General features: G+C 67.6%; 10 protein-coding genes. 1 reads left to right on the forward strand and 9 read right to left on the reverse strand.

The genetic code is table 11. The features are described from left to right. The coding region (locus KM176_RS23925) for an electron transfer flavoprotein subunit beta/FixA family protein (protein WP_408004289.1) at positions 1-278 on the reverse strand (278 nt) is incomplete at its 3' end. Positions 279-758: 480 nt separating this feature from the next. Here KM176_RS23925 and KM176_RS23930 point away from each other — a divergent pair. Then, the gene (locus tag KM176_RS23930) at positions 759-3,254 is read left to right on the forward strand and encodes a GcvT family protein (protein ID WP_160897135.1); all 2,496 of its coding nucleotides are present in this window, start codon (positions 759-761) and stop codon (positions 3,252-3,254) included. A gap of 51 nt (positions 3,255-3,305) precedes the next feature. Here the strand turns inward: KM176_RS23930 and KM176_RS23935 are convergent, their stop codons facing one another. The 8 genes from KM176_RS23935 to xdhA form a co-directional block, all read right to left on the reverse strand. After that, a complete protein-coding gene (locus tag KM176_RS23935; RefSeq protein ID WP_160897136.1) occupies positions 3,306-4,046 on the reverse strand; it encodes an HNH endonuclease in 741 nt (246 codons plus the stop codon). A 123-nt stretch (positions 4,047-4,169) separates the two neighbouring features. Then, complete coding sequence (locus KM176_RS23940) at positions 4,170-5,261, reverse strand: BMP family ABC transporter substrate-binding protein (RefSeq protein WP_160897137.1); 1,092 nt, start codon at positions 5,259-5,261, stop codon at positions 4,170-4,172. Positions 5,262-5,303: 42 nt separating this feature from the next. Further along, the gene (locus tag KM176_RS23945; RefSeq protein ID WP_160897138.1) at positions 5,304-6,224 is read right to left on the reverse strand and encodes an ABC transporter permease; all 921 of its coding nucleotides are present in this window, start codon (positions 6,222-6,224) and stop codon (positions 5,304-5,306) included. Beyond that, a complete protein-coding gene (locus KM176_RS23950) occupies positions 6,224-7,306 on the reverse strand; it encodes an ABC transporter permease (protein ID WP_160897139.1) in 1,083 nt (360 codons plus the stop codon). The genes KM176_RS23945 and KM176_RS23950 overlap by 1 nt, the downstream gene beginning before the upstream one ends. Before the next feature lie 129 nt (positions 7,307-7,435). Continuing rightward, positions 7,436-8,953, reverse strand: coding sequence for an ABC transporter ATP-binding protein (locus tag KM176_RS23955; RefSeq protein ID WP_215558837.1), 1,518 nt, complete (start codon positions 8,951-8,953; stop codon positions 7,436-7,438). Then, positions 8,950-9,885, reverse strand: coding sequence for a xanthine dehydrogenase accessory protein XdhC (xdhC, locus tag KM176_RS23960; protein WP_160897141.1), 936 nt, complete (start codon positions 9,883-9,885; stop codon positions 8,950-8,952). The genes KM176_RS23955 and xdhC overlap by 4 nt, the downstream gene beginning before the upstream one ends. Beyond that, positions 9,878-12,301, reverse strand: coding sequence for a xanthine dehydrogenase molybdopterin binding subunit (gene xdhB / locus KM176_RS23965; protein ID WP_160897142.1), 2,424 nt, complete (start codon positions 12,299-12,301; stop codon positions 9,878-9,880). Before xdhB ends, xdhC begins: the two co-directional genes overlap by 8 nt. After that, positions 12,298-13,665 carry a xanthine dehydrogenase small subunit gene (gene xdhA, locus KM176_RS23970; RefSeq protein ID WP_160897143.1) on the reverse strand — a complete coding sequence of 456 codons (1,368 nt, stop codon included), beginning with the start codon at positions 13,663-13,665 and terminating at the stop codon, positions 12,298-12,300. The genes xdhB and xdhA overlap by 4 nt, the downstream gene beginning before the upstream one ends.

The following is a 13,665-nucleotide window of genomic DNA, read 5'->3' on the forward strand; positions in this document are numbered from 1 at the left end:
TGCACATCCTCGGCGGCCACCACCAGGATCGCCCGGTCGGCGCCCATGGCCAGCGCGGTGCGCAGCGTTTCCTGCGCCTGCTTCACGCCGACGGAAACCGCCACGACCTCGGTTGCGACACCCTTCTCCTTCAGACGGATCGCCTCTTCCACGGCAATCTCGTCGAACGGGTTCATCGACATCTTCACATTGGCAAGATCAACCCCGCTCCCATCCGCCTTCACGCGGACCTTCACGTTGTAGTCGATCACGCGCTTGACAGGCACAAGAACCTTCATAAGCGGTAACTCCCTTCATTGCTCTTCTGGGCAGGGGCTGTTTGGATTCGCGCCATACTGCCTTCTCTGGCGAAGTGATAAAACCTCGCGAAACGTCGCGACAGGTCAAAACAGACTTTCCGCAGCCTTGCAACGGCATGTCTGCCCCCCGATGCTCCGGGCAAAAGGTCATCCGTTCCGAATTCGCGCTCCGGCCGGAACATTGCCCCTATGGTCGGATGTGCTTGAAAACAGGCACCTCTTGGCCGGGCCCTCCGGGGACCGGTGTTTTTGCATCCCGCATTCATCTTTCCGTAAATGTGGCGGGGGAGGCGCCCGCGCAGCGGGGGCCGGGGGCAGAGCCCCCCGCAACCGCGCCATCAACCAAACGGTGAAAAAACGGCATTGTCGGTTTCAGGCGGCATTGTGTCGGCTGGACCCATCGCCATCCGCTGCACCTGCTAGATCTGGAGCCAGACAGTTCGCAGGGAATCCGCTCTCATGAAATCTCACGTCAAAGCCCTTGTCGTCGGTGGCGGCGCCGTCGGCACTTCCATCGCCTACCACCTGGCCCGCGCCGGCTGGGAGGACGTCATGCTGCTGGAGCGTGACGAGCTCACCTCCGGCTCGACCTGGCACGCCGCGGGCCTGCTGCCGCTCTTCAACATGAGCTACGCGACCACCCATATCCACAAGTACTCGGTCGAGTTCTACAAGAGCCTGGAGGCCGAAACCGGCCTCAACGCGGGCTTCTCCATCGTCGGCAACCTGCGCATGGCCCAGACGCAGGAGCGCATGGACGAATACATGCTCTATGCCTCCACGGCCGAGACCGCGGGCGTGCCCTACGAATGGCTGACCCCGGCGCAGATCAAGGAACGCTGGCCTCTGGTGATGACCGACGACCTGAAGGGCGCGATCTTCCACCCCACCGATGGCTACATCAACCCCGCCGATGTGACCATGGCCATGGCCAAGGGCGCCCGCCAGCGCGGCGTGATGATCGAGCGCAAGTGGCAGGTCGACGGCTATGAGTGGACCGGCTCCGAATGGAAGGTCACCGTCACCAAGATGGGCGAGAAGGGCGGCAATCTGGTGCCGACCGAGGAAACCGCCGTCATCACCGCCGAACATGTCGTCACCGCCACCGGCAACCACGCGCAGCGCACCGCCAAGCTGCTGGGCATCAAGATCCCCGCGATCCCGGTCGAACACCAGTTCATCGTCACCGAGCCCGATCCCGCGCTGCTGGAATACCGCAAGAACGGCGGGGCCGAGCATCCCGTGCTGCGCGATGCCGATGCCAAGTGGTACGTGCGCGAGGAACGCGGTGGCTGGATCCTCGGCCCTTACGAACTGGGCGCCCCCGCGCGCTTCCAGTACGGCGTGCCCGACAGCTTCCGCGCCGACCTCTTCCCCCTCGATCTGGAGCGGATCGAAGAGGAATACATGTCGATGATCCATCGCCTGCCGACCTCGGAAACCGTGGGTCTGAAGGACGATTTCAACGGCCCGATCTGCTACACTCCCGACGGCAACCCCCTGATCGGCCCGGCGCCGGGCCTGCGCAACATGTGGCTGGCCGAGGGTTTCTCCTTCGGGATCACCGCCGCCGGCGGCACCGGCTACTACCTGGCGCAGATGATGGTGGAAGGAGAGGCCGAGATCGACATGGCCTCGCTCGACCCGAAACGCTATGCCGACTGGCAGACCGTGGACTGGGCCGTCGCCAAGAACGAAGAGGCTTACGAGCACGTCTTCATCCTGCACCACCCCGACGAGGAACGCCCGGCGGCGCGCCCGCTGCGCACTTCGCCCGCCTATGACCGCCAGAAGGCCAAGGGCGCGCAGTTCGGCTGCGTGAACGGCTGGGAACGTCCGAACTACTACGCGCCGATGGGCTTTGACGACCATGCCTCGCGCAGCTTCCGTCGCGGGGCCTGGTGGCAATATGCCGTGGAAGAAGCCAGGGCGATCCGTGAGACCGTCGGCCTGATCGACGCGACCGCCTTCGCCAAGCACACCGTGAAGGGCCCCGGCGCCACCGCCTTCCTGGACCGCTTCACCTGCAACAAGCTGCCGAAGGTCGGCCGCATCAACCTGACCTACGCGCTGACCAGCGCCGGCACCACGCGCACCGAATACACCATCGTGCGCAACGCCGAGAACGACTACTATCTGGTCTCTGCCGGTGCCTGGGCCGCCTATGACGAGGATTACCTCGTGAAGGCCGCCGAGGACTTCATGGCCGAAACCGGCCAGATGGTCATCGTGCAGGATGTCACGACCCAGTGGGGCGTCTTCGCCATCGCCGGGCCGAACGCCCGCGACGTGTTGCAAAAGCTGATCCGCGACGCCGAGCCCGAGACCGCGCTGTCCAACAAGCGCTTCCCCTGGCTTTCCGCCAAGCGGATCGAGCTGGGCATGGTCCCGGTCAACGCCATCCGCGTGGCCTATACCGGCGAACTGGGCTGGGAACTGCATCACCCGATCGAGATGCAGAACCACCTCTGGGACAAGCTGGTCGAAGCAGGCGAGGAATTCGGCCTGAAGCTGGTCGGGGCGCGCGCCCAGAACTGGCTGCGTCAGGAGAAGAGCTACCGCGCCTTCGGCAACGAGCTGGGCCGCGATGCGACCCCCGCCGAGGCCGATCTGCCGCGCTTCATCGACCTCTCGAAAGAGTTCTTCGGCAAGGACGCCATGGTCGAGAAGGGCATCCGCGCGAAATGCTGCACGCTGCTGATCGACGGTCCGGAAGATGCCGATCCCTGGGGCCGCGAGGCGCTGTACCTCGAGGGTCGCAAGGTGGGTCGCCTGACCTCGGGCGGCTATTCGGTGGCCTTCGGCAAGTCCATCGGCATGGGCTATGTCGAACCCGAACTGGCGGTGCCGGGCACCAAGCTGAAGGTGAAGATGTTCGACCAGCTCTGGGATGCCGAAATCACCGTCGACAGCCCCTACGATCCGAAGAACGCGACGATCCGCAAGGACATCTGATCCGGATCCGCAGAGGGATGAAACCGGGCGCTTCGGCGCCCGGTTTTCGTTTCAGGCCGCGCGGGCGTGAAAGCGTCGGCGGTGCCGTTCCAGCAGTGCCGGATCGGGCAGGAAACGCTGCGGCAGGGCCAGGCGGGGGCTGTCGATCCGCTCCAGCTGGCGCCGGGCGGCAAGCGGCACGTCGGCGGCGATCACCAGGCGCAGATCCTCGTCAAAGGTGATCAGGTGGCGGTCGAAGGCCCGGTCATGCAGCGCGTTCAGCGCGATGCCGTTGCGCGGGTTCAGCCGTTCCGCCGGATCCTCGGCCCAGCCGACGATATGGCTGGCGGTCAGCAGGCGCGGGTCCTCGATCCCGGTCAGCGCGCAGCGTCCCGCGTAGGAGGTCAGGATCATGTCCCGGAAAAAGCCCTGGCCGATGCGGATGCGGGTCACGGCCTCGGTGCTTTCGCCCTGGCGTCCGGCGAAGGCCGCCTGCCGTTCGGCAAAGCCCGGGGGCAGGGCGGGCAGGTCGCCCTGGCGGATCACCGCATCCAGCACCTTCCCGGGGTCCTGCCGGTAGGCCGCCCAGACCCGTCGGTCGGTGGCCGAGGCATTGGCCATCCCGCGCCGCGCCAGGCTGTCGTCCAGCGCGGCAAGGTTGGTCAGCTTCAGCGCCACCGCCGAGGGGGTCCGCCCCAGCCGTTCCGCCAGCGCGATGATCGCGGGGGTGCGGCTGTGCAGCCGCCCGAAGGGCAGGCGCAGGTAGAGCGCCAGCGCCTCTGTCACCTCAGCCTCGCTCCAGTTGCGCCGCATTCTGCCGCCCGTCTTGTTCCCGCCCAGCGTGCCAGGCCGGGGCGGGGCGGGCAAGATCCCGCGGGCAAAAGAAAACCCCGGCGCCAGCGGCACCGGGGTTCGCAAGGGTCAAGACGGGGCCGATCAGCTCGGCACGTCGCCCTTCAGGCCTTCGACGTAGAAGGTCATGCCGGCCAGGGTGCCGTCATCGGCCACTTCGCCTTCCTTCAGCCAGACCGAACCGTCCTGCTTGTTCAGCGGGCCGGTGAACGGGTGATATGCGCCCGAGGAGATCGCCGCGATCATGTCCTCGGCTTCCTTCTTCACCTCGGCGGGCACGGCATCGGTGATCTCGCCGATCTTGACCATGCCGGTGGATAGGCCTTCCCAGACGTTGTGGGTTTCCCAGGAGCCATCTGCCACGGCCTTGACGCGCTCTTCGTAGTAGGGCGCCCAGTTGTCGATGATCGAGGCGACGCGCGGCTTGGGCGCGTATTCGATCATGTCGCCGGCCTGGCCGAAGCCGATGACATTGCCGGCGGCCTGCGCGGCGGCCAGCGGCGCGGTGGAGTCGGTGTGCTGCAGGATCACGTCGCAGCCCTGTTCGATCAGGGTGCGCGCCGCGTCGGCTTCCTTCGCCGGGTCCAGCCAGGTGAACAGCCAGATCACCGAGAACTCGACATCCGGGTTCACCTTCTTGGCGTGGATGTAGGACGAGTTGATGCCGCGCACGACTTCCGGGATCGGAACGGCCGCGATGTAGCCGATCTTGTTGGTGGTGGTCATGCGGCCCGCGATGGTGCCCTCGATGGCGCGGCCTTCATAGAAGCGCGCCGAGTAGCAGGCCATGTTGTCGGCGGTCTTGTAGCCGGTGGCATGCTCGAACTTCACCTTCGGGAATTTCTTGGCGACGTTCATCGCCGGATCCATGTAGCCGAAGGAGGTGGCAAAGATGATGTCGCAGCCGTTCAGCGCCATCTGGGTCATCGCGCGCTCGGCGTCGGGGCCCTCGGGGACGTTGTCCTGTTCGACCAGCTCGACCTTGTCCTCGCCCAGGGCCTTGACCATGGCCAGCGCGGATTCGTGGTGGTGCTGCGACCAGCCGCCGTCATTGACGGGGCCGACGTAGATGAAGCCGACCTTGACCTTCTTGTCCTGCGCCATGGCGGAAACGGTGCCGAAGGCCGAGACGCCGATGGCCGAGGCCGCACCGGCAAGGAAGGTTCTTTTTTTCATATGCATGATTGTGCTCCCTGACTTCCCTTAAAGAATTTCGCCTCACTGCGAGGCATGGAACGTACGACCCAGCGAGCCCGGGGACCCGCTGCGATGCCCGGACATGATGACCAGCACCAGGATGGTGACCAGATACGGGGACATGGAAAGGTATTCGGCGCGAATTTCAAGGCCGGCGGCCTGCAGGTTCAGCTGCAACACTGTCACACCCCCGAACAGCCAGGCGCCCAGCAGGACGCGCCAGGGCTTCCAGCTGGCGAAGACCACCAGGGCCAGGGCGATCCAGCCGGCGCCGCCGGTCATGCCCTCGGTCCATTGCGGCACCCGCACCAGGCTGATGTAGGCCCCGCCAAGGCCCGCGCAGGCGCCCCCGAACAGGATCGCCAGCACGCGGATGCGCACCACCTTGTAGCCAAGCGCATGGGCGGCGGTGTGGTTCTCGCCCACCGCGCGCAGCACCAGGCCCGCGCGGGTGAACTTCAGGAAGGCCCAGACCGCGACCAGCAGCAGCAGGCCGAAATAGACCACCGGATCATGGCCGAAGACGATGCGGCCGACCACCGGCAGGTCGCTCAGCACCGGGATGTCGAGGCGCGCGGTGGGCGGCGGCTTCAGCCCGACGTAGTTCTGCCCGAACAGCGCCGACAGGCCCAGGCCGAACAGCGTCAGCGCCAGCCCCGAGGCGACCTGGTTGGCCAGCGCCACCTGGGTCAGCAGGGCAAAGAGCAGCGACAGGCCGGCGCCCCCGGCGGCGGCGGCGATGAAGCCCACCAGCGGCGATCCGGTGGTCACGGCGGCGGCAAAGCCGCAGATGGCGCCGGTGATCATCATCCCCTCGACGCCCAGGTTCAGCACGCCGGCGCGCTCGACCACCAGCTCGCCGATGGCGGCGATCAGCACCGGGGTCGCGGCGACCATCAGCGAGGCGAACAGCAGGACCGGGTTGATTGCGCTCAGATCCATCACGCGGTCTCCCGTTTCGTCAGGCGGATGCGGTAGTTGGTCAGCAGGTCGACGGCCAGCAGGAAGAACAGCAGCATCCCCTGGAAGACCTGGATGGCGGCGCCGGGCAGCTGCAGCGCGCTCTGCGCCGCTTCGCCGCCGATATAGGTCAGCGCCATCAGCAGTCCGGCCAGCACGATGCCGAAGGGATGCAGGCGGCCCAGGAAGGCGACGATGATCGCGGTAAAGCCGTAGCCGGTGTTGAAGCCGGCACTGATCTGCCCGGCGGGGCCGGCGACCTCGAACATGCCGGCCATGCCCGCAAGGGCGCCCGCGGTGCCCATGCAGACCAGCACCAGGCGCGGCGGCTTGACGCCCGCGAACCGCGCCGCGCGCGGCGCCTCGCCGGTCAGCCGGATCTGGAAGCCCAGGATGTGCCGGTTCAGCAGGATATAGGCCAGGATCGCCACCACGATGGCCGCGACGACCCCCCAGTGCAGCCCGGTGTCGGGAATAAGCTCGGCATTATGCGCCGAGGGATATTGCTGCAGGTTGCGCGAGCCCGGAAAGCCGTAGCCGTCGGGGTTCTTCATCAGCCCGATCGACATCGAGGCCAGCAGCTGCTCGGCCACATAGACCAGCATCAGGCTGACCAGGATCTCGTTGGTGCCGAAACGCACCTTCAGGATCGCCGGGATCATCGCCCAGAGGAAGCCTCCGAAGGCCCCCGCGATGACCATCAGCGGGAAGATCCACCAGGCTTCAAGGGGATAGCAGGCCAGCGCCACACCGGCCCCAAAGATGGCCCCCAGGATGTACTGCCCCTCGGCACCGATGTTCCAGATCCCGGCGCGAAAGCCCAGGCTCAGCCCGATGGCGATCAGGATCAGCGGCCCGGCCTTCACCAGCAGCTGCGGCAGGTAGTAGAAGGCGAACTGCCCGAACAGCGGATCCCAGAAGATCGTCCTGATCGCCACCACCGGATCCTTGCCGAGGGCGGCAAACAGCGCGCCCCCCGCCACCATGGTGATCAGCACCGCCAGCACCGGCGTCACATAGGACAGCGTCTTGGACGGCTGCGGCCGTTTCTCCAGCCTCAGCATCCCCGCACCCCCCGGCTCGTCCTCATCTGGCCGGAAATATCCCCGCCGGAGGCGCACGGTGCCACCGGCGTTCCCGCGGCCATTCCGGACCTCTTGCGTGCAAACGTGGTCCGTTCAGACATGGTCCGTTCAGACATGGGCCACCTCCATTCCATGGGCGCCGCCCATCATCAGCCCGATCTCCTCCATCGACAGCCCCTTGGCGGGCCGGATCTGGGACAGGCGTCCTTCGTTCAGTGCGCCGAAATTGTCCGACACTTCCATCAGCTCATCCAGGTCCTGGCTGATCACCACGACCGCAGCCCCCCCCGCCGCCAGGTCCAGCAGCGCCTGCCGGATGGTGGCGGCGGCCGCCGCATCGACGCCCCAGGTGGGCTGGTTGACCACCAGCACCTCGGGGCGTTGCAGCACCTCGCGGCCGATGACGAATTTCTGCAGGTTGCCCCCCGACAGCGCCCGCGCCGCGGTCTCGGTGCCGGGCGTGCGCACGTCGAAACGCTCGATGATCTTCGCGGCAAACTCCCGCGCCTTGCCCCATTTCAGAAAGCCGTTCGCCATCAGACCCTCGCGCTCGGCGCCGGTCAGCAGGGCGTTCTCCGTCAGGCTCATGTCGGGGGCGGCAGCATGGCCAAGACGCTCCTCCGGACCGGTCAGCAGCCCGGCGCGGCGGCGTTCCGCCGGGCCCTTGGCGCCGATCTCGACCCCGTCCAGCACCACCATGGCGGGCTTCGCGCGGATCTCGCCGGACAGCGCCGCCAGCAGCTCGTCCTGGCCGTTGCCGGCCACACCGGCCAGCCCCAGCACCTCGCCCGCCCGCACTTCCAGCGTGATGTTCTTCAGCGATGTCCCGAACTGCCCGGGCGAGGCCACGGAAAGCCCGTTCAGCGCTAGCCGCACGGCGCCGGGCACCGAGGGTTCGCGCTCGGGGCGGTGCAGCTCGGCGCCGACCATCAGCTCGGCCATCTGCGCCGCCGTCACCTCGCGCGGCGTGCAGGTCGCGACCTTGCGGCCCAGCCGCAGGATCGTCGCCTCGTCGCAAAGCGCGCGGATCTCTTCCAGCTTGTGCGAGATGTAGAGGATCGAGGTCCCTTCGGATTTCAGCTTGCGCAGCGTGGCGAACAGGATCTCGACCTCCTGCGGCGTCAGCACGCTGGTGGGTTCATCCATGATCAGCAGCTTGGGATCCTGCAGCAGGCAGCGCACGATCTCGACCCGCTGGCGTTCGCCCGCAGAGAGGTCGCCGACCAGCCGCCAGGGATCGAGCGGCAGCCCGTATTGCTCCGACACCGTGCGGATGCGTTCGGCCAGTTCGCGCGTCTTCGGCGGCTCCGCCATGCCGAGCGCGACGTTCTCGGCCACGTTCAGCGCGTCGAACAGGCTGAAATGCTGGAACACCATGGCGACGCCGCGGGCGCGCGCCTCCTGGGGTTCGGAAGGCGTGTAGACGGTGCCGTTCAGCACCATCTCGCCCTGGTCGGGCTTCACCAGCCCGTAGATCATCTTCACCAGCGTCGACTTGCCGGCGCCGTTCTCGCCCAGGAGCGCATGCACCTCGCCCTCGCCGATCTCGAAGCTGACATCATCGTTTGCCACGACGCCCGGATAGGCCTTTGTCAGGCCCCTTATGGATAGGAGTGTCCCCGTCACGCTGTCTGTTCCCCTTTGGCGTCTTGCTGCACCTTTCGATGCAGTAACCCGGCAGCGACACCGACTGCAATCTCCTGTGGATGCTTTCCGAAAGCCGGAATGCCGATCGGACAGGTGATGCCCGCGATACGTGCGCTGGCATGCCCCCGTTCCCCTAAGCGCTTGCGGAAGCGTGCCCATTTGCTGGCCGAGCCGATCAGCCCGCACCAGCCGAAGCCGCGCCGCAGCAGCGCATCGCACAGCGCCAGGTCGAGGGCATGGGAATAGGTCAGGATCAGGTGTTCTGCCGTCACGGGGGCATGGGTGGCCAGCAGCGCGGGATCGGCGGCGGGCAGGATGGTCACCCCCTCGGGCACATGTTCGGGAAAGCGCTCGGGGCCGGTGTCGACCCAGGTGATCGCGATCCCGGGCAGGGGCGCCAGCACCTGCACCAATGCACGCCCGACATGGCCCGCGCCCCAGATCCAGACCTGCCGGTCGGGCCGGGCCAGCGGTTCGACCATCCAGCCCTGATACAGGCCGGCACGCGGGCTTTGGCCGCTGGCGCGCGCCCGGGCCAGCAGCCGCTTCACCGCGAAGGGCATCGCGCCGGGGGTGCCGGGCAGGGGGCGGGCCAGCACCTCGCCCTCGGTTCCCGCCAGCCGCCCGGCATCCCAGATCTCGTAAAGCAGCGCCACGGCGCCACCGCAGCACTGGCCAAGGTCGGGGCCAAGCGCCTTGCGTTCGAACCGATCCGCCCGCAGGGCCCGTGCGGTGGCGATGGCCTCATGCTCCAGCGTGCCGCCGCCGATGGTGCCGCATTCGAAATCCGGGCCCACCAGCATGGCGGTCCCGGCTTCGCGCGGGGCAGAGCCCCGGGTCTCGGCAACGACGATGCGCACCACGCGGCCCGCACGGGCAATCGCCCGCGCCAGCTCCGCGCGCTCAAGCATCGCGCATCCTCCGCACGGCGGCCAGCACCCGCTCGGGCGTGGCCGGGGCATCCAGCGCCGGATAGCCTGCACCGCAGGCCCCGATCGCATCCGAGAGCGCCAGGAAGGGCGCGATCCCCAGCACGAAGGGCGGCTCTCCCACCGCCTTCGAACGGTAGATCGTCGCCGAGGGGTTGGGTTCGTCCCAGAGATCCACGTTGAAGACCTTCGGACGGTCCGACACGGCGGGGATCTTGTAGGTGGAGGGCGCATGGGTGCGCAGCCGCCCCTTGCCGTCCCAGACCAGTTCCTCGCTGGTCAGCCAGCCGGCGCCCTGGACATAGCCGCCCTCGACCTGGCCGATGTCCAGCGCCGGGTTCAAGCTGGCGCCCGCGTCATGCAGGATGTCGGTGCGCAGGAAGCGGTATTCGCCGGTCAGCGTGTCGATCACCACTTCCGACAGGGCCGCGCCATGGGCAAAGTAGTAGAAGGCCCGCCCCTGGCCGCGGATGCGGTCCCAGCTCAGGTCCGGCGTGCGATAGTGCCCGGTGGCCGACAGGCTCACCTGCGCCTCGTAGGCCAGCATGGCCGCCTTGGCAAAGGGCATGGCCTCGCCGCCCGCGCGCACCTCGCCGCCCTCGAAACTGACCTCCTCGGTGGCGCATTGATGCAGTGCGGCCACCACGCCCGCGATGCGGTCGCGGATCGTGTCGCAGGCGGCCTTCACCGCCATGCCGTTCAGATCCGATCCCGAAGAGGCCGCCGTGGCCGAGGTATTGGGCACCTTGGCGGTATCGGTCGCGGTGATCTTCACCATGTCCAGCGGGATCCCGAAGCGCGAGGCCGCGACCTGCGCCACCTTCTGGAACAGCCCCTGTCCCATCTCGGTGCCGCCATGGTTCAGATGCACGGACCCATCCTGGTACACATGTACCAGCGCGCCGGCCTGGTTCAGGTGGCTCAGCGTGAAGGAGATCCCGAATTTCACCGGCGCAAAGCCCAGCCCCTTCTTCAGCACCGGGTTGTGCGCATTCCATTCGGCAACCGCCGCCTTGCGCGCGGCATAATCCGCGCTTTCCAGCAGACGCTCGGTCATCCGGTGCAGCGCGAAGTCGAAGACATCCATGCCATAGGGCGTGGTCTGCCCGCGCCCGGCCACAACCTCCCCCTCGACCGGAAATGCCGCCGCCGCCCCGCGGCTTGTCAGGTCCATTTTCTTGTCCGAAGTACCTCGGGGGGGCGCCGCAGGCGCGGGGGCAGAGCCCCCATGCACGGCCCCCACCGGCGCATCGGCATAATAGTTCACCCGCCGCACCTCGATGGGGTCCATTCCCAGCTCGTGGGCGATATGGTCCACCACCCGCTCGATCCCGACGATCCCCTGCGGCCCGCCGAAGCCCCGGTAGGCCGTGGCCGAGCACATGTTGGTGCGCAGCCGGTGGCTCTCGATGCGGATATGCTCCATCAGGTAGGCATTGTCGGCATGCAGCATGGCGCGGTCGGCGACGGCAAGGCTCAGGTCCTGGGACCAGCCACAGCGGGTGTACTGGCGGAAATCCACCCCCAGGATGCGCCCCGTCCCGTCAAAGCCCACGGTGTAGTCGATGCGGAAATCATGGCGCTTGCCGGTGATCTGCATGTCGTCGTCGCGGTCGTAGCGCATTTTCGCGGGCCGCCCCGTCGCGCGCGCCACCACGGCGCAGGCCACGGCCAGCGGGTTGCCCTGGCTCTCCTTGCCGCCAAAGCCGCCGCCCATGCGCCGCGATTCCACCCGCACCGCATGCATCGGCACGCCCAGGGCCTCGGCCACCTTGTGCTGGATCTCCGTCGGGTGCTGGGTCGAGGAGGAGACATACATGTCCCCGCCTTCCTGCGGGATCGCCAGGGCCGCCTGGCTTTCCAGATAGAAATGCTCCTGTCCGCCCATCTCGATCCGGCCTTCCAGCCGGCGCGGTGCCGCCGTGATCGCCGCCCCCGCGTCGCCCTTGGTCCAGACCAGCGGCGGATGCTCGATGTAGCTGTTCGCCTCCAGCGCCTCGTCGACGGTCAGGATCGGGGTGCCTTCCTCGATGTCCCAGACCGCCTGCCGGGCGGCAAAGCGCGCTGCCAGATGGCTGGTCGCCGCCACCAGGAAGACCGGTTGGCCCAGGTAGTTCAGCGTGCCGGTGGACAGCAGCGGCTCATCATGCACCGGCGCCGAGGAGACATCGTTGGCAAAGGGCAGATCCTGCGCCAGCAGTACGGCCACCACGCCCGGCGCGGCGCGCACCTTCGCAAGGTCCAGCCCCTTCAGCACGCCCTTGGCGACCGGAGAGGTCCCGAAAGCCAGGTGCAGCGTATTGGCGGGCAGGGGGATGTCGTCGATGTAGCGCGCCTCGCCCGAGACATGCAGGGGCGCGGCATCATGGGGCAGGGACTTGTGGACGATCTCGTTCATGCCCGCACTCCTTCCAGATCGGTGGCCTGGCCCAGGTCGGCCCTCAGGTAGCGTTCCAGCAGGTTGGCGGCGGCGCTCAGCCGGTAGCCGGCCGAGGCGCGCATGTCCGAAAGCGGCGTGAAGTCCTGCGCCCAGGCACCGGCGGCCCGGGCCAGGATGCCTTCCTCCCAGGGCTGGTCCAGCAGGGCGGCCTCCACGTGGGAGGCGCGCTTGGGCACGCCCGCCATGCCACCGAAGGCGATGCGGGCGGCGCTCACGACGCCCCCTTCGACGGTCACGTTGAAGCAGCCGCAGACGGCGGAAATGTCCTGGTCGGGCCGTTTCGACAGCTTGTAGCAGGCCAGCCGGTCGGGCTGGCGCGGAACGGAGATCGCCTCCACGAACTCGCCCGGGGCGCGGTCCTGCTTGCCGTAGTCCAGGAAGAAATCCTCCAGCGGCAGGCTGCGGCGGGCATCGCCCTTCCTCAGGTGCAGCCTGGCCCCAAGCGCGATGAAGGCGGGCGGGCTGTCCCCGATCGGAGAGCCGTTGGCGATGTTGCCCCCCACGGTCGCGGCATTCCGGACCTGCACCGAGGCAAAGCGGCGCAGCATGGTCGCGAACCCCGGGTGATAGGGCGCGATGCCCTCCAGCAGCTCCGAGAAGGTGGTCATGGCCCCGATGCGGATCTCGTCCTCGGTGACGGTAAGGCCCTTCAGGTCGGCGCAGCGGTTCAGGAAGGCGACCTCGCCCAGGTCGCGCAGCGCCTTGGTGACGTGCAGGCCAAGGTCGGTGGCCCCGGCGATCAGGGTGGCGTTGGGATGGGCGGCGTACCAGTCGGCCAGCGCATCGGCGCTTTCGGGCTGGAAGGCGGTGTCGGCGGCCCCGACCGGCATCGTGAAGGTCTTGGGCAGATGCGCGGGCACCGGGGCCTCCATCGCGGCCTCGGCGGCACGGATGATCGGCGCGTAGCCGGTGCAGCGGCACAGGTTGCCCGCAAGGGTCAGGTCATGGTCTGCCGCGCCGGTGATCTGGGCGGTGGCCATCGACATGACGAAGCCCGGGGTGCAGAAGCCGCATTGCGAACCGTGGTGATCCACCATCGCCTGCTGGACGGGATGCAGCGCGCCGCCGGGGCCCTTCAGCCCCTCGACCGTGGTCACCGCCTTGCCCTGGAGCTGCGGCAGGAACAGGATGCAGGCGTTCAGCGCCTTCGGCCCGTCCTCTCCGGTGACCATGACGGTGCAGGCACCGCAGTCGCCTTCGTTGCAACCTTCCTTTGTGCCGGTCAGCCCGCGCGAGGTCCTCAGCCAGTCGAGTAGCGTCGTGGCCGGGGGGATATCCGCGATATCCACGCGTTCTCCGTTCAGGTGAAAGGAGAGTGTCAT

Origin of the sequence: Pseudooceanicola endophyticus (assembly GCF_018760365.1) — a bacterium.
Taxonomy (GTDB): domain Bacteria; phylum Pseudomonadota; class Alphaproteobacteria; order Rhodobacterales; family Rhodobacteraceae; genus Pseudooceanicola; species Pseudooceanicola endophyticus.